Below are 22913 nucleotides of genomic sequence, written 5' to 3'. Positions count from 1 at the left end.
TTACATACGGATACGAGTCCTCAGACTGGCTTATTCAGCGTCTTCACGCGCCCAGTCACGGGTGCGGCTGACGGCTTTTTTCCAGCCTTTGTACAGTTTCTCTTTCTCGACTTCTTCCAGGCTCGGTTCGAACTCGCGCTCGATCACGGCCTTGCCGCGCAGTTCATCCAGGCTTCCCCAGAAACCGCACGCCAGACCGGCCAGGTACGCTGCGCCGAGTGCAGTGGTTTCACGCATTTGCGGACGCTCGACCTGGGTGCCGAGGATGTCGGCCTGGAACTGCATGAGGAAGTTGTTCGCGACCGCGCCGCCGTCCACGCGCAGGGCCTTGAGGCGTTCGCCGGAGTCCTGTTGCATGGCGTCGAGTACGTCGCGGGTCTGGTAGGCGATCGATTCCAGCGCGGCGCGGATGATGTGATCCACGCGCACGCCGCGCGTCAGGCCGAACAGTGCGCCACGGGCATACGGGTCCCAGTACGGAGCGCCCAGGCCGGTAAAGGCCGGTACCAGGTACACGCCGTTGCTGTCCTTCACTTTATTGGCGAAGTATTCGGTGTCGTGAGCGTCGTTGACGATCTTCAGTTCATCACGCAGCCACTGCACGGTCGAGCCACCGTTGAAGACCGCGCCTTCCAAGGCGTAAGCCACTTCGCCACGCGGGCCGCAAGCGATGGTGGTGAGCATGCCGTGCTGGGATTTCACCGCTTTGTCGCCGGTGTTCATCAGCAGGAAGCAGCCGGTGCCGTAGGTGTTTTTCGCCTGGCCCGGCTCGACGCACATCTGGCCGAACAGTGCCGCTTGCTGGTCACCGGCGATTCCGCCGATGGCGATGCCGCTCTTGGTGCGACCGTAGATTTCCGAAGACGCTTTGACTTCCGGGAGCATTTCGCGCGGGATATCGAGGATCTCCAGCATCTTCGAATCCCACTCCAGCGAATGGATGTTGAAGAGCATGGTGCGCGAGGCGTTGGTGTAGTCGGTAACGTGTACCTTGCCGCCGGTGAATTTCCAGATCAGCCAGCTATCGATGGTGCCGAACAGCAGTTCGCCGTTGCGCGCACGCTCGCGGCTGCCTTCGACGTTGTCGAGGATCCACTTCAGCTTGGTGCCGGAGAAGTACGGGTCGGTGACCAGGCCGGTGTTGTCGCGGATGTACTCTTCGTGGCCATCGCGCTTGAGCTGCTGGCAGATCTCGGTGCTGCGGCGGCACTGCCAGACGATGGCGTTGTACACCGGACGACCGGTTGTCTTGTCCCAGACCACGGTGGTTTCACGCTGATTGGTGATACCGATGGCGGCAACCTGATCGTGATGCAGACCGGCCTGGGCCAGTGCTTCGACCATCACCGCGCTTTGGGTGGCGAAGATTTCCATTGGATCGTGTTCGACCCAACCGGCTTGCGGGTAGTGCTGGGCGAATTCGCGCTGGGCGGTGCAGACCACGTTCGCATCGCGGTCGAAAATGATCGCGCGGGAGCTGGTCGTACCCTGATCGAGGGCAATGATGTAGTTCTTATTCTGAATGTCGGTCATGTCGATTGCCTTGGACGAAATAAGGGAGAGTGGGCCGTGGCGCGGGCTCTAAAAGGGCAGGAGCCCGCGCCGACTGTTTCAAGAAGTTCTTGGTTTGCCGTCAATGGCCGGTTCTGCATCCTTTGTAGCAGGTGTGGCGCCGGTCAGGTGACGGGCGATGAGCCCGCGATACCCGGCAGCGCCGAGGCAGGCACCGACAATCGGTGCAAAAATCGGAATCAGGAAGTACGGAATATCGCGGCCGCCAGTGAAGGAAATTTCACCCCAGCCGGCGAAGAAAGTCATCAGTTTCGGACCGAAGTCACGCGCCGGGTTCATCGCAAAACCGGTCAGCGGGCCCATCGAGCTGCCGATCACGGCAATCAGCAAACCGATCAGCAACGGAGCCATCGGGCCTTTCGGCAGGCCGTTGTTGTCATCGGTCAGGGCCATGATCACGCCCATCAGGATCGCGGTGATGATCATCTCGACCAGGAATGCCTGGGCGGTGGACAGCACCGGATTGGGGAACGTCGAGAATACCGAGGCCAACTCAAGGCTGGCGGCGGTGCCACGCATCATGTGGTGGGTTTGTTCGTAATCGAAGAACAGGTTGCTGTACAGCGTGTACACCAACAGCGCACCGCAAAAGGCGCCGGCGATCTGCGACAGGATATAGAACGGCAGTTTGCGCTTTTCAAAGTCGGCAAAAATGCTCAGGGCGATACTCACGGCGGGGTTCAGATGCGCGCCGGAAACCCCGGCGGTCAAGTAGATCGCCATGCTCACGCCGACGCCCCAGATGATGCTGATTTCCCACAGGCCGAAGCTGGCGCCCGCGACTTTGAGCGCGGCGACGCAGCCAGTGCCGAAAAAGATCAGGAGTGCAGTCCCCAGAAACTCGGCCAGGCATTGGCCGGAAAGCGATGGTTGCTGTAAAGCAGTTGTCATTGAAAACCTCGATTTTTGTTGTTGTCTGGCGCGTTTGCCGTCAGGGCAAGGCGCGATTTTCCCCGGGGCAGGATCCCCATCCTGTTCCCGGTTTACTGCTGGGTGCTGCGGTGATGATAATTCTTACATTATTCAGATTCGAAAAAATATAGACAAGAAACAAACCTGTCAAAGGTCGAAAGTGAACCATTGGTCACAATTAAACTATCAGCCTGCTGAATGATCCTGCGGGGGACGACGGCGATAGCCCGGCGATTCGCCTGCAACGCCCGGAAAACGGGGCTTGCGCTAGAGCCTTTTGCGATGTGATGGCCTAGAATCCGGCGCAGGATTTTTCTGTTGATGCCGAGCCTGGAGCTGCCATGACCCCTGCGTTGGACTTGTTGAAAAAAGTTCGTGCCGAACATCGCGTGCACAGTTACGAACATGACCCCAAGGCCGCGTCCTATGGGCTGGAGGCCGCAGAGAAACTGGCGCTGGAGCCGGCGCAGGTGTTCAAGACGCTGCTCGCTGCCAGTGAAAAGGGGGAATTGCTGGTGGCGGTGGTGCCGGTCGTCGGAAGCCTTGACCTCAAGGGCCTGGCACACGCGGCGGGCGTCAAGAAAGTCGAAATGGCTGACCCGGCTGCGGCACAGCGTTCCACCGGTTACCTGTTGGGCGGCATCAGTCCGCTGGGGCAGAAGAAGCGTCTGCGCACCTTCATCGATAATTCGGCCCAAGGCTTTGCGACTATTTATGTCAGTGCTGGCCGACGTGGCCTGGAAGTCGAATTGGCGCCGGCGGTTCTGGCTGAACACACCCAAGCTAAATTCGCCGAGATCGGTCGCGCGTAACGCTGATTTCTGTATGCAGAAAATTGGCTGGTTCTGTCACTGGTACAGATCCGGCCGGCGCTGCATGCTCTGCCCACAGACTTAGGGAGAAGGTTATGCAGCTCGAATTTCATCAGGTTGATGCGTTCAGTGATCGGCCGTTCAGTGGCAACCCGGCGATGGTGTATCGGCTCGATGCATGGCTCGCGGACGATTTGATGCAGAAGATCGCCGCCGAACACAATCTGGCAGAAACCGCGTTCGTGGTGCGCGAAGGTGCAGCGTGGCACATCCGCTGGTTCACCCCGACCACCGAGGTGCCGTTGTGTGGGCACGCCACACTGGCCAGTGCCTATGTGTTGTTCGAGATCTACAAGGAAAACGCCGAGCGGCTGGACTTCACCTGCAAGTCCGGGCCGCTCGGCGTCAGTCGCGAGGGCGATTGCCTGTGGCTGGACTTCCCGTCGATTGTGCCGTCAGAAATTGGCGTGACGCTGGATGTCGAGCGCGCGCTGGGCGTCGAGGCGGTGGATGTGCTCGGTTCCAACGAGTTGTTCGTGGTGCTGGAGTCGGAGCAGGCAGTGCTCGACTGCACGCCGGACATGATTGCACTGGCAAAACTGCCGTGGCTCGGCGCCATCGTGACCGCGCGCGGCAATCAGCACGATTTCGTCTCGCGCTACTTCGCCCCGGCGATCGGCATCAATGAAGATCCGGTCACTGGATCGACGCATTGCAGCCTGATTCCGTATTGGTCGAAACGTCTGGGCAAATCCAGTTTGACCGCGTGCCAGCGCTCGGCGCGGGGCGGGGAGTTGTTCTGTCGGCTGGAGGGGGAGCGGGTGAAGATCGGCGGGAATGCGACGCTGGTGGCCAGCGGCACATTGATCCTCGGTTAAAAGCTAAAAGATCGCAGCCTGCGGCAGCTCCTACATTGATCCCTGTAGGAGCTGCCGCAGGCTGCGATCTTTTGATCTCTGTAGGAACTGCCGCAGGCTGCGATCTTTTGATCTTAGAGGGCGGCGCTGTAGCGGCGAACGCCGTTTTCCGCCGCCGGGATTTGTGCCGCGGTGCTGCCGCTGGCCTGGAACAGGACGAGGTGTTCGGCGGCGACCCGAATCCCCACATCCGCACCGACCTGATGGTCGGCATGACTCGGGAAGATCGATTCCAGCTGCGCGCCGGTCGGCAGTTGCAGGCGATACAGGGTTGAGGCGCCAAGGAACGTCTTGCCGACGATCCGCGCTTTCAAACCACTGTCCGGGGCGTAAACGATGTCATCCGGACGCAGCAACACATCCACTGCGCCACCCACCGGCCAGGTGTAGGCCCGGTTGCCGCGCAGTTCGCCGAGTTCGGTCTGCACCGATTCCGGGCTGCCGAGCTGGCCGCGAATGAAGTAACCCTGGCCGATGAAACTGGCAACAAACGGTGTCGCCGGCTCGTGGTAGAGGTTGTAGGGCGTGTCCCACTGTTCCAGCCGGCCTTCCTTGAATACGCCAACGTGATCGCTGACGGCGAAGGCTTCTTCCTGGTCGTGGGTCACCAGAATCGCACTGGTGCCACGGGCCTTGAGGATGTCGCGCACTTCGTGGCTGAGCTTGCGGCGCAGTTCGCCATCGAGGTTGGAGAACGGCTCGTCGAGCAGCAGCAGTTGCGGCTCCGGCGCCAGGGCGCGGGCGAGGGCGACGCGTTGCTGCTGGCCGCCGGAGAGCTCGTGCGGGAAGCGTTTGCCGAGGTTCTTCAGGTTGACCAGTTCCAGCAGCTCCTCGGTGACGCGCTCCTTGTTCGGGTGCTTGCGGATGCCGAAGGCGATGTTGTCTGCGACGCTCAGGTGCGGGAACAGCGCGTAGTCCTGGAACACCATGCCGATCCGGCGTTTCTCCGGCGCCAGAGTGAAACCGGCGCTGGAGATGGTTTCGCCGCCAAGCTGGATTTCCCCTTCGTGTACCGGTTCGAAACCGGCAATCGCGCGCAGGGTGGTGGTCTTGCCGCAGCCGGACGAGCCCAGCAGGCAACCGATGTCACCGGCGTTGAGGTGCAGATTGAGGTTCTGCACCACGCGTTGATCTTGATAGCCGCAAGCGAGGTTGCGCAGGTTCAGCAGTAATTCATGGCTCATGCGTGGTGATATGCCGGTTCGACGAGGAACTCAAGCAGGGCCTTCTGTGCGTGGAGACGGTTTTCTGCCTGATCCCAGGCGACGGAACGCGGGTCATCAAGCAGGTCTAGGCTGATTTCTTCACCGCGGTGTGCTGGCAGGCAGTGCATGAACAGCACATCTTCAGCCGCCAGATCGAGCAGGGCGCGGTTCACCTGAAACGGAGCGAACAACTTCAGGCGCTTGGCAGTTTCCTCTTCCTGACCCATCGAAGTCCAGACATCGGTGCTCACCAGGTGCGCACCGCGCACGGCGTCTTGCGGATCGCGGACGATGGTCACACGATCGCCTGCACGTGCGACGAATTCAGGATTGGGCTCATAGCCTTGCGGGCAGGCAACGCGCAACTGGAAGTCGAACTGGATCGCCGCTTCTATATAGCTGTTGCACATGTTGTTGCCGTCGCCGATCCACGCCACGGTCTTGCCCTGGATCGAGCCGCGGTGTTCGAGGAAGGTCTGCATGTCGGCCAGCAACTGGCACGGGTGCAGGTCATCGGACAGGCCGTTGATCACCGGCACGCGCGAGTTGGCGGCGAATTCGGTCAGGGTGCTGTGGGCAAAGGTACGGATCATCACAGCGTCGAGCATGCTCGACATGACGATGGCGCAGTCGCCGATCGGCTCGCCACGGCCCAGCTGGGTGTCACGTGGCGACAGGAAGATCGCCTGGCCACCGAGCTGGATCATGCCGGCCTCGAAGGAGATCCGGGTACGGGTCGAGGATTTCTCGAAGATCATCCCCAGGACACGGTTTTTCAGAGGCTCGAACAGTACGCCGCGGTTACGCAGGTCCTTGAGCTCAACGCCTCGACGGATCACGCTGACCAGCTCTTCGGGCGTGCAATCCATCAGGGAGAGAAAGTGCCTTGCGCTCATCATTGACTACCTTTTTGCTACAGACCGCAGATGCTCAAAGCCTTGTTTAACGGAACAACGGGCGAGACCTGCGGCGTAAGCCGCACGGGGCGACGAAATAGGGGGAGGCGCGATATTGACACTAAATGTCGCGTTTTTCCAATAGGCTACGGTTTTTGCGGGATTCGGGGAGCGCGCCGCAGGTTGCGGTCACGCATTTGAAGCCGGGTTCAGGACAGCAGCGATCCTCTTTGTACACTGGCCTCGCGTGGCTTGGCAATGCAGCGTGGCGGGGATCACGTCGACCAGGTCGGTTTACGACTGTGGCGCCATGCCATCACTTGGTCGGATGCTCAGACTGAAACATTTGCTAAAGCAAAGTGCTGGGTTATAAATAAGTTTCGAGCGACGCAGGAAGCCTCCGCATGGAATCGAAAGAAAAACTGTTAATGGAACTGCTGGGCCACACAGCTCGCTCACTGACCCATCTCACCGCGTCGGTCACTTCGATGTCTTTTGAGCTGCTGCGCAGCGAGGACGAAGTGGTCAAGACCGCCGGCCGCCACATGATCGACCGCATGGCGACCATCAGTGCCGGGCTCGACGAGCACTGGCGACTGATCGGCGAACTCACCGGCGTACATGTGGCCCACGAGCAGATCGAAACCATTCAGGAAATCCAGCTGCAGGCGCCGCCGCAGCTGCCGTCCAATTGAGTCTGATGGGCTATCGGCTCACCTGATAGCCGTCGATTCACAAGACGAACATCGCTGGCGTCGCTCCCGTACACGGGCCATAGTTTTGTTCCCGCGGCATGCCCGTTGCCTGCCCAGAACAAGACAGAGACTGGCCATGACCAAGACTCTCCATCACCGTGCCTGCCACCTGTGCGAAGCCATCTGCGGCCTGACCATCGAAACCAGCGAAACCGATGGCAACGTTGCGATCACCTCGATCAAGGGCGATGCCCTCGACACGTTCAGTCGTGGGCACATCTGCCCCAAGGCGGTGGCCTTGCAAGACATCCAGAACGATCCCGACCGCCTGCGTCAGCCGATGCGCCGGGTCGGCAGCGAATGGCTGCCGATCGAGTGGGACGAGGCCTTTGCGCTGGTGGCCGAGCGTCTGGCGGCGATTCAGAAACGCCACGGGCAGAATGCGGTGGCGGTTTATCAAGGCAACCCCAGCGTTCACAACTACGGGCTGATGACCCACAGCAACTACTTTCTCGGCCTGCTGAAGACGCGCAACCGCTTCTCGGCGACTTCGGTCGATCAGTTGCCGCATCACCTGAGCAGTTACCTGATGTACGGCCACGGCTTGCTGTTGCCGATCCCGGACATTGATCACACCGATTTCATGCTGATCCTCGGCGGTAATCCGCTGGCATCGAACGGCAGCATCATGACCGTGCCCGATGTCGAGAAACGCCTGAAGGCGATTCAGGCGCGCGGTGGCAAAGTGGTGGTGGTCGATCCCCGGCGCAGCGAAACGGCGGCCATCGCCGATCAGCACTTGTTTGTGCGGCCGGGTGGCGACGCGGCCTTGCTGTTCGGGGTGCTCAACACCTTGTTCAGTGAAGGACTGACCTGTGACAGTCACTTGCCGGTTGATGGCCTTGATGAAGTGCGCGCAGCCGTCGCCACGTTCACTGCCGAAGCCATGGGCCCGCTGTGCGCCGTTCCCGCTGAACAGATCCGCCAACTGGCCCGGGACTTCGCCGCTGCACCAAGCGCTGTTTGCTACGGCCGGATGGGCGTTTCCACTCAGGCCTTCGGCACGCTATGCCATTGGGTCGTGCAGTTGATCAATCTGGTGACTGGCAATCTCGATCGCGTCGGCGGTGCATTGTGCACCGAGCCGGCGGTGGATCTGGTGGCATCGACCTCGGGCGGGCATTTCAACAAATGGCAGAGCCGGGTATCCGGGCGGCCCGAGTACGGCGGCGAGCTGCCGGTATCGGCGCTGGCGGAAGAGATGCTCACCGAAGGCGAAGGGCAGATTCGTGCGCTGATCACCGTGGCCGGCAATCCGGTGTTGTCGACGCCGAACGGCCGGCAACTGGAGCAGGCGCTCGATGGCCTGGAGTTCATGCTCAGTATCGACCTGTACATCAACGAGACCACGCGTTACGCCGACCTGATCCTGCCGTCGACCTCGGCGCTGGAGAACGATCATTACGACACTACTTTCAATCTGTTCGCGGTACGCAACGTCACCCGCTTCAACCGCGCGATTCTCGCCAAGCCCGACGGCGCATTACACGACTGGGAGATCTTTGTCGGCTTGGCCAAGGCCTTTGCCGAGAAGACCGGCAAGGAACTGAAACCGACGATGCCGCCGGCGAAGATGATCGATATTGGTCTGCGCATGGGCCTGTATGGCGATGCGTCCGAGCAAAAGCTGTCATTGGCGACGTTGTTCGATCATCCGCACGGGATTGATCTAGGGGCGTTGAAACCGAATCTTGCAGCTCGCCTCAAGACGCCAAATCAACGGGTGCAGGCTGCGCCGCCGGAAATTCTCGCTGATCTCGCACGCTTTGCGGCCTTGCAGGCGCCGGCGACCGATGAGCTGCTGATGATTGGTCGTCGGCATGTGCGCAGCAACAATTCGTGGATGCATAACTACCATCGGCTGGTGAAGGGCAAGCCACGGCATCAATTGCTGATGCACCCGGATGACCTCGCCAGTCGCGGGCTCAACGATGGTCAGTTAGTTCGCGTCAGCTCGCGGGTAGGGCAGATCGAGGTCGAGGTGCTCGGCAGTCTGGACATGATGAAGGGCGTGGTCAGCCTGCCGCACGGCTGGGGGCATGCGCGGCCAGGTGTGCAAATGGCAATCGCCAGTGGGCAGCCAGGTTCGAGTGCTAATGATCTGACCGATGAGTGTCAGCTTGATGAACTGTCGGGCAACGCCGCGCTCAATGGCGTGCCAGTCAAGGTGGCGGCGGCCTGAACGAGACCGTCGGGGAGACCGAGCATGGCGCTCGGGATTCCGTTACAATGCGTCACCGTGCCGACCCATGAGTCGGAAAGTTCAGCCGAGGTGCTCCATGGATATCATCGAAACGATTAAAGAGCAGATTGCCAACAACACCATTCTGCTTTACATGAAAGGCTCGCCGAATGCCCCGCAGTGTGGCTTCTCCGCGAAAGCTGCGCAGGCTGTAATGGCGTGTGGTGAAAAGTTTGCGTACGTGGACATCCTGCAGAACCCGGAGATCCGCGCCAACCTGCCAAAGTACGCCAACTGGCCGACTTTCCCGCAACTGTGGGTCGGCGGTGAGCTGGTCGGCGGTAGCGACATCATGATCGAGATGGCTGCAGACGGTTCGCTGCAAAGCACCATCAAGGCGGCTGTTGAAGCGGCTGCTGCGAACAAGTCCGAAGCCTGATCCCGGTTCATTCGGCGCTGGTTTCTCCTGTAGGAGCTGTCGAGTGAAACGAGGCTGCGATCTTTTGATCGGCAGACAATAAAAAGCCCCGCACCTCGAAAGAGGGCGGGGCTTTTTAGTGCGCTGGAAAAGTTAACGCGAGTTGCCGGTGCAATCTGAAAAGATCGCAGCCTACGGCAACTCCTACTCTTCGCCCATCTGCGATTGCAGGTAGTTCTCAAGACCGACTTTATCGATCAGGCCCAGTTGGGTTTCCAGCCAGTCGATGTGCTCTTCTTCGGATTCGAGTATGTCTTCGAGCAGTTCACGGCTGCCGAAGTCGCCAACCGATTCGCAATGGGCGATGGCGGCTTTCAGATCGGCGTGGCCGGTCTTCTCGATACGCAGGTCGCACTCGAGCATTTCCCGGGTGTGCTCGCCGATGTGCAGCTTGCCCAGATCCTGCACGTTCGGCAGGCCCTCGAGGAACAGGATGCGCTTGATCAGCTTGTCCGCGTGTTTCATCTCGTCGATGGACTCGTGGTACTCGTGCTTGCCCAGCTTGTTCAGGCCCCAATCTTCATACATGCGCGCATGCAGGAAGTACTGATTGATCGCGACCAGCTCATTGGCAAGGATCTTGTTGAGATGCTGGATGACTGTAATGTCGCCTTTCATGATGGGAGTCCTGCCCTGTATTAGCTGTATATAAGGCGGAGTTTGAGCTCGGTATTTATAAGTGTCAAACCTAAGTTATTGAATAATAAATGAAATTAAATCTGAATAAGAATGTTTGTGTTCCGCGTCTAGCGTCTAACCGATTGATTTGCGGGCATAAAAAAACCGGACGTTAGTCCGGTTCTTCGAAATGGGGGTAATTACGCAGCAGTAAATTCTACCGGATAGGGGATCGCGGCCTGAGCGGTTTGCAGCTTGGTCAGGGTTTCACGCACCACTTCCTTGGCAAGGCAGGCACATTTGCCGCATTGGCTGGCGACGCCGGTGGCTTGGCGGACTTCTTTGTAGCTGCAGCAACCTTCATAGATCGCTTCGCGGATTTGTCCGTCGGTGACGCCAGTGCAGAGACAAACATACATAAGTGAGAACCGTCGCTGGTTGTGACTCAATTGCGATGGATCTTAATGTTAACGAGAATGATTGTCAAAGTGCTTTCTGAATGGTTTTCGATCGAAAGGCGCGTCACTGACGAACGGTGATTAATGGCGAATTGCCTGGCCCCGAAAATGCTGGTCCGTTATCCGCCTTGGGCAAAAAACCGTTAAGGACAGGCGAAAAACGCAGTGTATGATGGTCGGCCCTTGCGAAGAGGGTTCGTGTCACAGGGCTGTCGCCTCAGGGTGGCAGGCTGGCCCGGACCCTGAACTTCAAGTTATTCACCAGGAGATATCCATGAGCGTACTCGTAGGCAAACAAGCCCCTGACTTCACCGTCCCGGCCGTACTCGGCAATGGCGAGATCGTTGACAGCTTCACCCTGTCCTCGGCCATCAAAGGCAAATACGGCCTGGTGTTCTTCTACCCACTGGACTTCACCTTCGTCTGCCCGTCCGAGCTGATCGCTCTGGACAACCGCATGGCTGACTTCAAAGCGCGTAACGTGGAAGTGGTTGCCGTGTCGATCGACTCGCACTTCACCCACAACGCCTGGCGCAACACCCCGGTCAACAACGGCGGCATCGGCCAGGTGAAATACACCATGGCTGCCGACATGAAGCACGAAATCGCCAAGGCCTACGACGTTGAGTCCGAAGGCGGCGTGGCTTTCCGTGGCGCGTTCCTGATCGACGACAAGGGCGTTGTCCGCTCGCAGATCATCAACGACCTGCCGCTGGGCCGTAACATGGAAGAGCTGATCCGTCTGGTCGACGCTCTGCAATTCCACGAAGAGCACGGCGAAGTCTGCCCTGCCAACTGGAAAAAAGGCGACAAAGGCATGAACGCTTCGCCAGAAGGCGTTGCGGCTTACCTGACCGAGAACGCTGCTGCCCTGTAAGGCGCAACGTCGCGGTACAAAAAAACCGGCCCACGTGGCCGGTTTTTTTATGCGCGGGATTCGCCCGAACGAGGATCAGTCATCGAAGTCTTCCCAGCCGCCCATCTGTTTCCAGCGGTTGACGATGCCGCAGAACAGCTCGGCGGTCTTCTCGGTGTCGTAACGCGCCGAATGCGCTTCACGGCCATCGAAGTCGATGTCGGCGGCCTGACAGGCTTTCGCCAGAACGGTTTGACCGTAAGCCAGGCCGGCCAGCGTCGCGGTGTCGAAGCTGGAGAACGGATGGAACGGGTTGCGCTTCATGTCCAGACGCGCAACCGCGGCATTCAGGAAGCCGAGGTCGAAGCTGCTGTTATGCCCGACCAGAATCGCGCGCTTGCAGCCGTTGGCCTTCAGCGACTTGCGGATGCCACGGAAGATGTCGGTCAGCGCGGTTTCTTCACTGACCGCCATGCGCAGCGGGTGATCGAGTTTGATCCCGGTGAACTCCAGCGCTGCCGCTTCGATGTTGGCACCTTCGAACGGTTCGACGCGGAAGAAGTAGGTGTGATCCGGGTAGACGAAACCCTTTTCATCCATGGCGATGGTGGTCGCGGCAATCTCCAGCAGAGCGTCGGTGGCCGAGTTGAAGCCACCGGTCTCTACGTCGACGACAACCGGCAGGTAACCGCGAAAACGTGCTGCCATTGGGTGACGGGAACCGCCGCCGCCACCTTGACCGTCCAGTTCGTCGTCGAAATGGTCTTCACTCACGCGTGTTCCTCCAGCAGGCGCCAGCGCAGTTTTTCACCGGCGCGCAGCGGGATAACGTTCAGCTCGCCAAACGGCAGGCTGGTCGGGGCGGTCCACTCTTCGCGAACCAGGGTGATGCGATCGGTGTTGGTCGGCAGACCATAGAAGCGCGGACCGTTGAGGCTGGCGAAGGCTTCGAGCTTGTCCAGCGCGTTGCGCTGTTCGAACGCTTCGGCATACAACTCGATAGCGGCGTACGCGGTGTAGCAACCGGCGCAGCCGCAGGCGGCTTCCTTGGCGTGCTGGGCGTGCGGCGCCGAGTCGGTACCGAGGAAGAACTTCGCGCTGCCGCTGGTGGCGGCGTCGAGCAGGGCTTCCTGATGGGTATTACGCTTGAGGATCGGCAGGCAGTAGAAGTGCGGCCGGATCCCGCCCACCAGCATGTGGTTGCGGTTGTACAGCAGGTGATGCGCGGTGATGGTCGCGCCGACGTTGGCCGAAGCCTCGTTGACGAACTGCACGGCGTCGCCGGTGGTGATGTGTTCGAACACCACTTTGAGCGTCGGGAAACGCTCGACAACACGGCGCATGTGCTCATCGATGAAAATCTTTTCGCGGTCGAAGACGTCGACATCGCCACGGGTGACTTCGCCGTGGATCAGCAGCGGCATGCCGACTTCGGCCATGGCTTCCAGCGCTGGGAAGATCTTGTCGATGCTGGTCACTCCGGAATCGGAGTTGGTGGTGGCGCCGGCCGGGTACAATTTGGCGGCGTGCACGAAACCGCTGGCCTTGGCCTGACGAATTTCTTCTGGCTGGGTGCGGTCGGTGAGGTACAGCACCATCAGCGGTTCGAAACGACTGCCGGCCGGGCGGGCAGCGAGAATCCGCTGGCGATAGCCGTCGGCTTCAGCGGCGTTGCGCACCGGTGGTACCAGGTTGGGCATGATGATGGCGCGGCCAAAGGTGCGCGCCACATCGGCAACGGTATTGGTCAACACGGCACCATCGCGAAGATGAATGTGCCAGTCGTCGGGACGCAGCAGGGTCAGGCGGTCGGACATGAGGGGATTCCAGGCGGGTCAAACTGAGGGGAATGCTACCGGAAAAGACTCTTGCAGGCACTCGCTATCAAGTTTTGCAGGATCCTTCCGATATCCCGTAGGTATGCCGTAAACATAGTGTGAATCGGTCTTTGTGTTACAGAAGCCAATGGAGCCTCCCGTGCGCCAGCGATATTTAGCCTTGCTCAGTGTGTTTGCCAGCCTCCCCGCGATGGCGCTCACCTACCAGACGCGTCTGGAGAACATTGAGTGGACGGTCGAGGGCGACAAGTTCGAGTGCCGCCTGACCCAGCCGATCACCGATTTCGGCTCGGGCCAGTTCGTGCGCAAGGCCGGCGAGCAGGCGATATTCCGCCTCAATGCCTACAACGCCATGCTCGGCGGCGGTTCGGCGACGTTGCTGGCGGCGGCGGCGCCATGGCAGCCGGGGCGCAACGACATTAACCTGGGCAGCGTCAGGATCGGCACCGGTAACGTGCTGTTCAACAGTTCGCAATCGCAGGCCGGCGGGCTGATCAGCGGTTTGCTGGACGGTCGCAGCCCGGTGGTGCGCCGTGCGTCCGGCGATGGCCGCGTTTCGGAAGTGCGTCTGCTGCCGGTGAAGTTCAGCAAAGCGTTCAATGATTACCAGACGTGTGTGGCGAAGTTGCTGCCGCAGAATTTCGATCAGGTGAAACAGTCGCAGATCGGCTTCCCCGGCGAAGGCACCGATCTGGATGCCGCCGCAAAAGCCAAGCTGCAGGTGATGCTCGAGTTCATGAAGGCCGATCCGACGGTCAATCACATCGAACTCGACGGCCACTCCGACAACAGCGGCAACCGTTTGACCAACCGTGAGCTGTCGCGGCGTCGGGCGCTGGCGGTGGTCGATTTCTTCAAGGCCAACGGCATCGCCGAATCGCAGATCACTGTGCGTTTCCACGGCGAGCAGTACCCGTTGGTGCCGAACACCAATGCGGCTAACCGGGCGAAGAATCGTCGGGTCAGCGTGAAGCTCGCGCGAGTCGCGCCGACTACCGCGCCAGCACCGCAAGCCAGTACGCCTGCCAACGCCGCGGCGACTTCCTGACCCGCTGGTCATCGTCGCGCTGTCGACAGATTCTGTCGCTTTGTCGTCTTAAGCTGTCGCGCCTCTGTAAATTATTGCATTTGAGCGGTAGACTCCTCGGCTTTCCGTAGAACCCCGTGGAGTGATGGCATGGCGGACGTAAACAAGGTCGTTCTGGCGTATTCCGGCGGCCTGGACACTTCGGTGATCCTCAAGTGGCTGCAGGATACTTATAACTGTGAAGTGGTGACCTTCACTGCTGACCTGGGTCAGGGCGAAGAGGTCGAGCCGGCACGCGCCAAGGCTCAGGCCATGGGCGTCAAAGAAATCTACATCGACGACCTGCGCGAAGAATTCGTGCGTGACTTCGTGTTCCCGATGTTCCGCGCCAACACCGTTTACGAAGGCGAGTACCTGCTGGGTACCTCCATCGCACGTCCGCTGATCGCCAAACGCCTGATCGAAATCGCAAACGAAACCGGCGCCGATGCCATTTCCCATGGTGCCACCGGCAAGGGCAACGATCAGGTGCGTTTCGAACTGGGTGCCTACGCACTCAAGCCTGGCGTGAAAGTGATTGCCCCTTGGCGCGAGTGGGACCTGCTGTCCCGCGAGAAGCTGATGGACTACGCCGAGAAGCACGCGATCCCGATCGAGCGTCACGGCAAGAAGAAATCTCCGTACTCGATGGACGCCAACCTGCTGCACATCTCCTATGAAGGCGGCGTGCTGGAAGACACCTGGACCGAGCACGAAGAAGACATGTGGCGCTGGACCGTCTCCCCGGAGAACGCTCCCGACACCCCGCAATACCTGGAACTGACCTACCGCAACGGCGACATCGTCGCGCTGGACGGTGTCGAAATGACTCCGGCCACCGTACTGGCAACGCTGAACAAGATCGGTGGCGCTCACGGTATCGGTCGTCTGGACATCGTTGAAAACCGTTATGTGGGCATGAAGTCCCGTGGCTGCTACGAAACCCCGGGCGGCACCATCATGCTGCGTGCACACCGCGCCATCGAGTCGATCACCCTGGACCGCGAAGTCGCTCACCTCAAGGACGAGCTGATGCCGAAATACGCCAGCCTGATCTACACCGGTTACTGGTGGAGCCCGGAGCGTCTGATGCTGCAACAGATGATCGACGCTTCGCAGGTCAACGTGAACGGTGTGGTTCGCCTGAAGTTGTACAAAGGCAACGTGATCGTTACCGGTCGCAAGTCCGACGACTCGCTGTTCGACGCCAACATCGCGACCTTCGAAGAAGACGGCGGCGCTTACAACCAGGCCGACGCGGCGGGCTTCATCAAGCTCAACGCGCTGCGCATGCGCATTGCTGCCAACAAGGGCCGCAAGCTGTTCTAAATCACGCAGGTCTGAAAAAAATGGCGGCTTGTCCTAGTGACAAAGCCGCCATTTTTTCTTCTGTGCTCGCCTGACGCTCCCTGGACGTGTTGGTCGTAACGGCTCATTTCAGAATTTTCCTGAATGTCCATTTCAGGCATCTGCCCAGCGTTTCATATTCCTCTCAGAACCGTGGTGCTCTGTGTACTCACGTTGTAGGCGATGAAGAGTTTCGCGCCGCCGCTTTTCTTTGATTGTCTGATAAGACTGAGCGTAATTTGCTTGAGCAAAACGTCGGATGCCGAGTCAGTCAAAAATACCACTGCCTTGGCCGATTGCTTGCCTAGACGCGGAAGGTGTTCGGCCAGCTTGTTGAACGCCTGTGCACTGTTCATCGGACGTACATCTATGGCACGCAACGTGCCCATGGGTTTGGGCAGCTGAATGTTGTGCTCGATCCACGGCTCTTCCGGGCAGGATACGTCAGCAGCCCGATGGGATGGCTGCTGGCCAGTGCTGTGTTCAGGTAGCGTCCATTCAAGTGTATTCGAATTTGCTCTCCCGCCAGTTGCAACAGAAGTGTCTGGCGAAGACGGATCCGGGTTGCTCTCGGAGGCCTTCAACTCCTCAAAGACTTTTAGAAAACTGTCGTCTTTGTCGAAATCAGAGGGAGCATACAGAGAGCGGTAGTTGAAATTTAGTGTCAAAAAAAACAGCAGCAGCAAGTAAAACGGAAAGCTGATCAGGAACCAGACATAGACCTCCCTTTCGTCGTTATCAAGAAAAGGTAAGGAAATGGCAGCCGATGATTCGGAAATAAATGCAAATATCGCAATTATAGTCATGGGGTTGGTGATCTTTTTTCTGACTTTTATCATGGGAAGTGCTCATTAAGTATGTATTCCAATACGATGGTTGAGTAGTTTTGTATGTGGGTTAGAGTTTGTGGTTTAGGCTATTTTTATATTAAAAGAAATCAGTTGGGTAGAAGTATCTTGTTTCAGACGTTGATTGTTTAAGACTTTTTGAATGGTTTTTATGTTGTTTTTTACAATTGGTAATTTGCCAGGCACTGACTACAGGCGAGAAAAGGGCATTCATTGAATGGCAGCATTCTCGTCTTCTTCGATGTGCTGCCTGCCCTGAAAGGGTTATGTGCAAGGCTTCAGGGCGTAGTATTTTTCAGGTTGATGCAAAGGCCGGAAAAACAGTCATGTCATGAAAATATTGCCAGAGTCGGTTTTTTTGTAGGAATAGTCTTTATTTGTCGTAGGGAATGTCTTTGGCTGGGCGTGCAAAGGAACTCTCTTGTGCCATGTCGGAAATGACTACGCTATTGTGCGTGCTCTAAAAATTCGAACAGCGAAACTGGACTTGCCCATGAATAAAGTGCTGATCGTGGATGATCACCCCGTCATTCGTCTTGCTGTGCGTATGCTGATGGAACGTCATGGCTACGAAGTTATTGCCGAAACAGATAATGGCGTGGACGCGTTACAACTTGCTCGTGAACAGATGCCGGATATTGTTATTCTGGACATAGGTATACCCAAGCTCGATGGCCTGGAAGTTATCGCGCGTCTGAACTCAACACCGATGCCATTGAAAGTTTTGGTGTTGACTTCCCAGGCTCCGGGACATTTTTCGATGCGCTGCATGCAGTCAGGTGCGGCGGGATATGTCTGTAAACAACAGGATCTGACTGAATTGCTCAGTGCGATCAAAGCCGTACTGTCCGGGTACAGCTATTTTCCAAACCAGGCCCTGCATACCGTGCGAACCAGTCTGGGCAACGCCAGTGAAGCGGATATGGTGGATCGCCTTTCCGGTCGGGAAATGATGGTGCTGCAGCAATTGGCGCGGGGCAAGACCAACAAGGAAATCGCCGACGGCATGTTTCTCAGCAACAAGACAGTCAGCACGTACAAAACCCGTCTGTTATTGAAACTCAATGCCCGCTCACTGGTTGACCTGATTGAGTTGGCGCAGCGCAACGGGCTGGTCTGATGATCCTGATTGCAGAGGAATCATGGGCCGCTCAGTGTCGGATTTCCCAGACACTAAAAAGCCTCCGGTTCGGGAGGCTTTCAAGTGTCAGAGATCAAAATCGTAATCGGCCAATTGCTTTTGCAGTCGGCGCTCCTCGAGCAGGTTATCGATGGTGCGACGTTTGCTCAGATTGGTCTTGGCGACCTCGACCACCGGTTCGGCGTCGTCGGTTTCCGCAGCGATGAAATCGTCATCTACATCCAGTTGTTCTTTGCTGTCAGTCATAAGGTGAACTCCAGGCTAAGACTGCCTTTGGCGCCCCTTATATCTATATTCCTGCTGCGGGTAAAAAAGATTTTTTCAATCGACGAATCAATTATTCCAATAGCCGATCAATCGTCCGAAGTTTTGTGTTTGTACTCGCACAGATCTTCGATCCGGCAGCTGCCACAGCGTGGCTTGCGCGCCAGACACACATAGCGACCGTGCAGAATCAGCCAGTGGTGAGAATCCAGCAGGTAGTCTTTTGGCACAAACTTCATCAGCTTCTTTTCCACTTCAACCACATTTTTACCCGGGGCGATGCCGGTGCGGTTGCTCACGCGAAAAATATGCGTGTCGACCGCCATGGTCAACTGACGGAAAGCGGTATTGAGGACCACGTTGGCCGTCTTGCGGCCGACGCCGGGCAGCGCTTCCAGCTCTTCGCGCGTCTGCGGGACTTCACCATTGTGCAGCTCGACCAGCATGCGGCAGGTCTCGATCACGTTTTTCGCTTTGCTGTTATAGAGGCCAATGGTCTTGATGTATTCGGACAGCCCTTCGACGCCCAGCGCGTGGATCGCTGCCGGGGTATTGGCCACCGGGAACAGTTTGGCCGTGGCCTTGTTGACGCCTACGTCGGTTGATTGCGCCGAAAGAATGACCGCGATCAGCAACTCGAACGGCGAGGAATAGGCCAGTTCGGTCTTCGGCTCGGGATTGTCTTCATGAAGTCTGCGGAAGATTTCCAGACGTTTTGCGGCATTCATGGATGATGTGTTTCCTTGGAGAGAGCGTTCGAGCGGGTCCAGGCCTGGCGGGCGGCGAGCAGTAGCCCGAGCACGATGAATGCGCCGGGAACCAGGGTGAGCAAGTGCAGCCCTTCGTTGAACAGAATCAGGCCTTGCCAGTGTTCCGACAGGCCACGGCCGATGTGGCCCTGACCGAACAGTTCACGCAGTGCCGCCAGCGCTAGTAGCAGCCCGCTCGACAGGCCAAAAAACTTAAGGCGCTGGGCAAGCGCCTGACGAAAGAATCCATTGTATTCCAGCACCACACACTGCAAGGCGATCAGCCCGGTATAGATTCCGAGTGACTGGTGCCACTGCAACGCCCAGCGTTGCGCGAGGATATTGGCGCAACTGGTCAGGGTGGCGGCCAGCAGCAGACTGGCCAGCATCTGGCTATTGCCCGACAACTTCGAGCGCAGCGGGCCGATGCATGCGCCGTAAACCACCACCACAACGCTCGACATCAACAGCATGCCCAGCGCACCAGCCAATGTCGCGCTGGTGCCAAGCAGCAGCATCAGTATCAAGGTGTTCGTCAGGTTCGTCAGGTTCGTCGGCCGGCTCATGATCCGCTCCCCAGCAGGGTTGCACGGTGCTCATCAAAGTAGCGCAGGGCGTCATGAATGGCATTGACGGTAGCCCGGGAAGTGACGGTTGCCCCGGCCAGTTGATCGAACTGTCCCTGATCCTTTTTCAGGGCCCAGCCTGCGTCGTCAGGTGAGTTGCGCGACTTGCCGGTAAAAGTCGCCAGCCAGTGGTTCGGCCAGTCGCCGATAAGTCCGCCGAGCGCCGGCGTTTCGCTGTGCCGCAGGGTTTTCACCCCCAGCAGACTGCCGTTGGCATCGATGGCGATCAGCAGTTCGATAGCGCCGGCATAGCCCTCGGTCTGCGTGCGCAACAACACTGCCACCGGCTGCCCGACTCTGGTCGCGCGGTAGCCTGCCAGCAAAGTGCTGTGGCTCAACGTCGCATCAGTCAACGTCAGTGGCTGCTCCAGCGGCTGATTGTCGTAGGCATCGGTCGCGAGCACATCCAGCAACTTGCGGCTGTTGAGCAGGCGTTGCTCGCTGGCAATCTGCGGCGCACTGGCGCGCTGCACCACATAAGTCAGGCCGAGACCGGCGCCAGTCATCAGTACCAGCGTCACGACTGCAGCCACGCGGTTCATGATTGCACCTGCGTCTGGCGGGCGGCGGCAAAACGTTCCAGCGCTGGCACGCAGAGATTCATCAGCAACACCGCAAACGCAAGACCGTCCGGGTAGCCGCCCCAAGTTCGGATCAGGTAAGTGAGCAAGCCGACACCCACGCCGAACAGCAGCCGGGCCAGAGAACTTTTGGCGCCCGACACCGGTTCGGTAATGATGAACAAGGCACCGAGCATGGTTGCACCGCTCAGCAGATGAAACAGCGGTGAGCCGTGGGAATCGGAACCCGAACCGTTCCAGCAGAGCAGGCTGACGACAAACAGGCTGGCCAGCATGCCGACCGGCGCTTGCCATGCGATCACCCGAAGCTGCAACAGCCATAGCCCGCCGGCGAGAAACGCCAGATTGATCCACTCCACACCGCGTCCGCCGAACCGGCCGAACGCCGGGTTGGCAGCGAACAATTCATCCATGGTCAGGCTTTTGTTGATGCGCAGACTGTCCAGCGCGGTGGCCTGAACCCAGGCGTCCGGGGCCTGGCCCAGATTCAATACTTGTACAAAAGCGGCCTGCAGACTCATGCCATGCGCCGGCCAGTGGGTCATCGGCTGCGGGAACAGCAGCATCGCCAGGGCGAAACCGAGCATGGCCGGATTGAACGGATTCTTGCCGATGCCACCATACAGATGTTTGCCGAACAGCAGGCCCGAAGCGATGGCAGTCACGGTCAGCCACCATGGGCAATAAGGCGGCAGCGCAGCGGCCAGCAGTGTCGCGCTGACCAGTGCGCTGCCATCGCTGAGCGTTGGTTGCAGTGGCTGTCGGCGCAGGCGGGCGATGCCAGCCTCGATCAGCAGCGCGGTGCTCGCCGCCAGGATCAGGTTGATCAACACGCCCCAGCCGTAAAACCAGAACAACGCCAACAGCCCCGGCAGCGTGGCCAGCAGCACCCGCGTCATCGCCTGTTGCAGGCGATCATCCGGTGCTTCACGGGGCGACATGATCTTGCACCTGACGCTCGGCGGCGTGCAGGCGAGCGCGGGCCTTGTCGAGGATGTCGTTCGGTGTGTCGGCGCGGCGTTCGAGTTTGTTCAGGTCGGCGCGGGCATAGGCCAGTTCGGTTTTCAACTGGCGGAGCTGGTTGTCGATCGGGCGCTTTTCCACTCGCAGCAGGTCGGGTGCAGGCTGCTCACTGGCCGCCTCGGCCGCGTGAAGGGCTTGCTCGGCATCACGCAGTGCCTGTTCCAGCGTGGCAATTTGCTCAGCTGGCGCTTCGGCGGTCTGGGCCTTTTTCAATTCGGCGCGGCGCATGGCCAGCTGGATTTTCGCCCGTTTCAGGTCGGCGTCTTTCGCCGGAACCGGGGCCGCAGCGGCTGGAGCGGTGGCGGCGCTGCTTTCGAGTTTCGCCAACGCCTGTTCGGCGGTTTCAAACTGCTGTTGCAACACGATCAGTTGCGATTGCTGTTCGAAGGTCGGCGGATGGCCGAAGGCTTTCAGCGATTTGTGCAATTGCGCGCGGCTCATGGCGACATCGATCTTGGCTTTTTTCAGCGCCGCGTCGGCGGTCGCGGCTTTCTGCGCGCGCACTCGTTCCAGAGCGGCTTGCACTGGATCGAGGGTGGCCACCGCCGGTTGCGCTGCACGCTGCGCCCGGGCTTCGCGCTCAGCCTGTTTCTGCTGTTCTTCGCGCTGCAGGCGGGCGTTGCGGCGTTCAAAACGCTGGCGCGCATGATCGCGTTTGGCCGCGCGTGCGCGCAGTTCTTCAAGGCTGGAAGCCAGGCCACCGACCACCGGCAAGGTGCCGAGCGGCAGCGGATGCATCTCGATGCAGTCCACTGGGCACGGCGCCACGCACAGGTCGCAACCGGTGCATTCGTCAATCAGTACGGTATGCATCAGTTTCGCCGCGCCGACGATGGCGTCGATCGGGCAGGCCTGGATGCACTTGGTGCAGCCGATGCACTCGGCCTCGCGGATGTACGCCACTTGTGGCGGTGCCAAGCCACGGCTGACGTCCAGTTCCAGCACCGGCACGTTCAACAGTTCAGCCAGGGCGGCGACGGTTTCGTCACCGCCGGGCGGGCACTTGTTGATCGGTTCGCCATCGACAATGCCTTGCGCATAGGGCTTGCAGCCGGGGTGGCCACATTTGCCGCATTGGGTCTGCGGCAGGAGAGCATCGATGAGTTGAATCAGACTCATGTTTTGATCAGTCCACTGAATCCGAGAAAAATCACTGCGATCAGTCCGGCGCCGATCAGGTCGATCGGCAAGCCGCGAAAGGGCAGGGGAATGTCGTTGTCCGCTGTGCGTTCACGCAAGTCGCTGAACAGGCTCAGCACCAGCCAGAAACCCAGTCCGGCCCCCAGGCTCAACGCTGTTGCCTGCAGCAGGCCACGATCATTTTGTGCATTGATCAAAGCCAGCCCCAGCACGCCGGCATTGCCCAGCAACAACGGCCATAGTCCATCGAAGGGCCAGTCAGGCAGCGCGCGAGTCAGCAGCTTCAGCAGCGGCGCGATCAGCAGCACGCTGAGCGGCAAGAATACAAACAGCTGCAGTGCCTGCAATTGCAGCGGCACCAGTAGCCAGTGCCAGAGCACGTACCCGATGAAGCCGACGCTCAGCATCAGGCACGCCGTCGCCAACCCCAGCGCATGTACCTGGCGCCGACTGCCGGCCAGTACCGGATCGACACCCAGCGGCCAGTGCAACACGAAGTTGTTGAGCAGGGCGGCACTGATCAGCGTAAGCGCAAGTTCGGTCATGGTTCTGCCGGCAGCAACGGGCGGGTGTCACTTAAGGTTAGGCATTATCCGGCACCCGCGAAGGGTGGGCCAGATATGAAAAAT

25 protein-coding genes are annotated in these 22913 nt (G+C 59.1%); 9 read left to right on the top strand and 16 right to left on the bottom strand.

What is annotated here, in order from left to right:
- Window positions 1–30: 30 nt before the first annotated feature.
- Together glpK and JN524_RS07115 are read right to left on the bottom strand one after the other, a co-directional pair.
- The gene (gene glpK, locus JN524_RS07120) at window positions 31–1533 is read right to left on the bottom strand and encodes a glycerol kinase GlpK (RefSeq protein WP_202368930.1); all 1503 of its coding nucleotides are present in this window, start codon (window positions 1531–1533) and stop codon (window positions 31–33) included.
- 78 nt (window positions 1534–1611) lie between these two features.
- Window positions 1612–2463, bottom strand: a complete 852-nt coding sequence (locus JN524_RS07115) for an MIP/aquaporin family protein (protein WP_047599377.1) — start codon at window positions 2461–2463, stop codon at window positions 1612–1614.
- 362 nt (window positions 2464–2825) lie between these two features.
- Here JN524_RS07115 and ybaK point away from each other — a divergent pair, with 362 nt between their 5' ends.
- Together ybaK and JN524_RS07105 are read left to right on the top strand one after the other, a co-directional pair.
- Window positions 2826–3296, top strand: a complete 471-nt coding sequence (gene ybaK, locus JN524_RS07110; protein ID WP_202368929.1) for a Cys-tRNA(Pro) deacylase — start codon at window positions 2826–2828, stop codon at window positions 3294–3296.
- Between the two features lie 95 nt (window positions 3297–3391).
- Window positions 3392–4174, top strand: coding sequence for a PhzF family phenazine biosynthesis protein (locus JN524_RS07105; protein WP_202368928.1), 783 nt, complete (start codon window positions 3392–3394; stop codon window positions 4172–4174).
- A gap of 113 nt (window positions 4175–4287) precedes the next feature.
- Here the strand turns inward: JN524_RS07105 and JN524_RS07100 are convergent, their stop codons facing one another.
- Window positions 4288–5397, bottom strand: coding sequence for an ABC transporter ATP-binding protein (locus JN524_RS07100; RefSeq protein ID WP_202368927.1), 1110 nt, complete (start codon window positions 5395–5397; stop codon window positions 4288–4290).
- The gene (gene argF, locus JN524_RS07095) at window positions 5394–6314 is read right to left on the bottom strand and encodes an ornithine carbamoyltransferase (RefSeq protein WP_095136949.1); all 921 of its coding nucleotides are present in this window, start codon (window positions 6312–6314) and stop codon (window positions 5394–5396) included. The genes JN524_RS07100 and argF overlap by 4 nt, the downstream gene beginning before the upstream one ends.
- A gap of 404 nt (window positions 6315–6718) precedes the next feature.
- On the opposite strand from argF, the gene JN524_RS07090 reads away from it, so the two are divergent.
- The 3 genes from JN524_RS07090 to grxD all read left to right on the top strand — a co-directional run bounded on the left by JN524_RS07090 (window position 6719) and on the right by grxD (window position 9690).
- Window positions 6719–7009 (top strand): hypothetical protein, encoded by a 291-nt coding sequence (locus JN524_RS07090; protein WP_102354941.1) that lies wholly within the window; start codon window positions 6719–6721, stop codon window positions 7007–7009.
- A 136-nt stretch (window positions 7010–7145) separates the two neighbouring features.
- A complete protein-coding gene (locus JN524_RS07085) occupies window positions 7146–9251 on the top strand; it encodes a molybdopterin oxidoreductase family protein (RefSeq protein ID WP_202368926.1) in 2106 nt (701 codons plus the stop codon).
- Window positions 9252–9348: 97 nt separating this feature from the next.
- Window positions 9349–9690, top strand: coding sequence for a Grx4 family monothiol glutaredoxin (gene grxD, locus JN524_RS07080; protein ID WP_202368925.1), 342 nt, complete (start codon window positions 9349–9351; stop codon window positions 9688–9690).
- 183 nt (window positions 9691–9873) lie between these two features.
- On the opposite strand, the gene bfr is transcribed toward grxD, so the two are convergent.
- Together bfr and JN524_RS07070 are read right to left on the bottom strand one after the other, a co-directional pair.
- Window positions 9874–10347, bottom strand: a complete 474-nt coding sequence (bfr, locus tag JN524_RS07075) for a bacterioferritin (protein ID WP_007963971.1) — start codon at window positions 10345–10347, stop codon at window positions 9874–9876.
- A gap of 200 nt (window positions 10348–10547) precedes the next feature.
- A complete protein-coding gene (locus JN524_RS07070; protein ID WP_003227725.1) occupies window positions 10548–10766 on the bottom strand; it encodes a bacterioferritin-associated ferredoxin in 219 nt (72 codons plus the stop codon).
- 313 nt (window positions 10767–11079) lie between these two features.
- Between JN524_RS07070 and JN524_RS07065 the strand changes: the two genes are divergently transcribed.
- Window positions 11080–11682: a peroxiredoxin gene (locus tag JN524_RS07065; protein WP_007963972.1), complete on the top strand. Its 603-nt coding sequence runs from the start codon at window positions 11080–11082 to the stop codon at window positions 11680–11682.
- Window positions 11683–11757: 75 nt separating this feature from the next.
- Here the strand turns inward: JN524_RS07065 and rnt are convergent, their stop codons facing one another.
- Both rnt and pyrC read right to left on the bottom strand, forming a co-directional pair.
- On the bottom strand, window positions 11758–12435 hold the full coding sequence (rnt, locus tag JN524_RS07060) for a ribonuclease T (RefSeq protein WP_202368924.1): 678 nt from the start codon (window positions 12433–12435) through the stop codon (window positions 11758–11760).
- Entirely contained in the window at window positions 12432–13478 is a 1047-nt protein-coding gene (pyrC, locus tag JN524_RS07055; RefSeq protein ID WP_202368923.1) for a dihydroorotase, read from the bottom strand. The genes rnt and pyrC overlap by 4 nt, the downstream gene beginning before the upstream one ends.
- 160 nt (window positions 13479–13638) lie before the next feature.
- Here pyrC and JN524_RS07050 point away from each other — a divergent pair, with 160 nt between their 5' ends.
- Both JN524_RS07050 and JN524_RS07045 read left to right on the top strand, forming a co-directional pair.
- Window positions 13639–14547 (top strand): OmpA family protein, encoded by a 909-nt coding sequence (locus tag JN524_RS07050; RefSeq protein ID WP_202368922.1) that lies wholly within the window; start codon window positions 13639–13641, stop codon window positions 14545–14547.
- 129 nt (window positions 14548–14676) lie between these two features.
- A complete protein-coding gene (locus tag JN524_RS07045) occupies window positions 14677–15894 on the top strand; it encodes an argininosuccinate synthase (protein ID WP_003227714.1) in 1218 nt (405 codons plus the stop codon).
- Window positions 15895–16046: 152 nt separating this feature from the next.
- On the opposite strand, the gene JN524_RS07040 is transcribed toward JN524_RS07045, so the two are convergent.
- Window positions 16047–16751, bottom strand: coding sequence for a hypothetical protein (locus JN524_RS07040; protein WP_202368921.1), 705 nt, complete (start codon window positions 16749–16751; stop codon window positions 16047–16049).
- Window positions 16752–17253: 502 nt separating this feature from the next.
- Between JN524_RS07040 and JN524_RS07035 the strand changes: the two genes are divergently transcribed.
- Window positions 17254–17880 (top strand): response regulator transcription factor, encoded by a 627-nt coding sequence (locus JN524_RS07035; protein WP_003227711.1) that lies wholly within the window; start codon window positions 17254–17256, stop codon window positions 17878–17880.
- Window positions 17881–17967: 87 nt separating this feature from the next.
- On the opposite strand, the gene JN524_RS07030 is transcribed toward JN524_RS07035, so the two are convergent.
- The 7 genes from JN524_RS07030 to JN524_RS07000 form a co-directional block, all read right to left on the bottom strand.
- Window positions 17968–18147 (bottom strand): PA3496 family putative envelope integrity protein, encoded by a 180-nt coding sequence (locus JN524_RS07030; RefSeq protein WP_197868521.1) that lies wholly within the window; start codon window positions 18145–18147, stop codon window positions 17968–17970.
- A 107-nt stretch (window positions 18148–18254) separates the two neighbouring features.
- A complete protein-coding gene (gene nth / locus JN524_RS07025; protein WP_003227707.1) occupies window positions 18255–18893 on the bottom strand; it encodes an endonuclease III in 639 nt (212 codons plus the stop codon).
- Complete coding sequence (locus tag JN524_RS07020) at window positions 18890–19480, bottom strand: Rnf-Nqr domain containing protein (RefSeq protein WP_202368920.1); 591 nt, start codon at window positions 19478–19480, stop codon at window positions 18890–18892. Before JN524_RS07020 ends, nth begins: the two co-directional genes overlap by 4 nt.
- A complete protein-coding gene (locus tag JN524_RS07015; protein WP_202368919.1) occupies window positions 19477–20082 on the bottom strand; it encodes an RnfABCDGE type electron transport complex subunit G in 606 nt (201 codons plus the stop codon). The genes JN524_RS07020 and JN524_RS07015 overlap by 4 nt, the downstream gene beginning before the upstream one ends.
- Complete coding sequence (locus JN524_RS07010; RefSeq protein WP_202368918.1) at window positions 20079–21062, bottom strand: RnfABCDGE type electron transport complex subunit D; 984 nt, start codon at window positions 21060–21062, stop codon at window positions 20079–20081. Before JN524_RS07010 ends, JN524_RS07015 begins: the two co-directional genes overlap by 4 nt.
- On the bottom strand, window positions 21049–22263 hold the full coding sequence (rsxB, locus tag JN524_RS07005; protein WP_202368917.1) for an electron transport complex subunit RsxB: 1215 nt from the start codon (window positions 22261–22263) through the stop codon (window positions 21049–21051). The genes JN524_RS07010 and rsxB overlap by 14 nt, the downstream gene beginning before the upstream one ends.
- Window positions 22260–22829 (bottom strand): Rnf-Nqr domain containing protein, encoded by a 570-nt coding sequence (locus JN524_RS07000; RefSeq protein WP_202368916.1) that lies wholly within the window; start codon window positions 22827–22829, stop codon window positions 22260–22262. The genes rsxB and JN524_RS07000 overlap by 4 nt, the downstream gene beginning before the upstream one ends.
- Window positions 22830–22913: the final 84 nt, after the last annotated feature.

Origin of the sequence: Pseudomonas sp. MWU318 (assembly GCF_016756945.1) — a bacterium.
Lineage (GTDB): Bacteria > Pseudomonadota > Gammaproteobacteria > Pseudomonadales > Pseudomonadaceae > Aquipseudomonas > Aquipseudomonas putida_A.
Note: the sequence above shows the minus strand (reverse complement) of the source record. Positions and strands in the feature narration are given on the sequence as shown.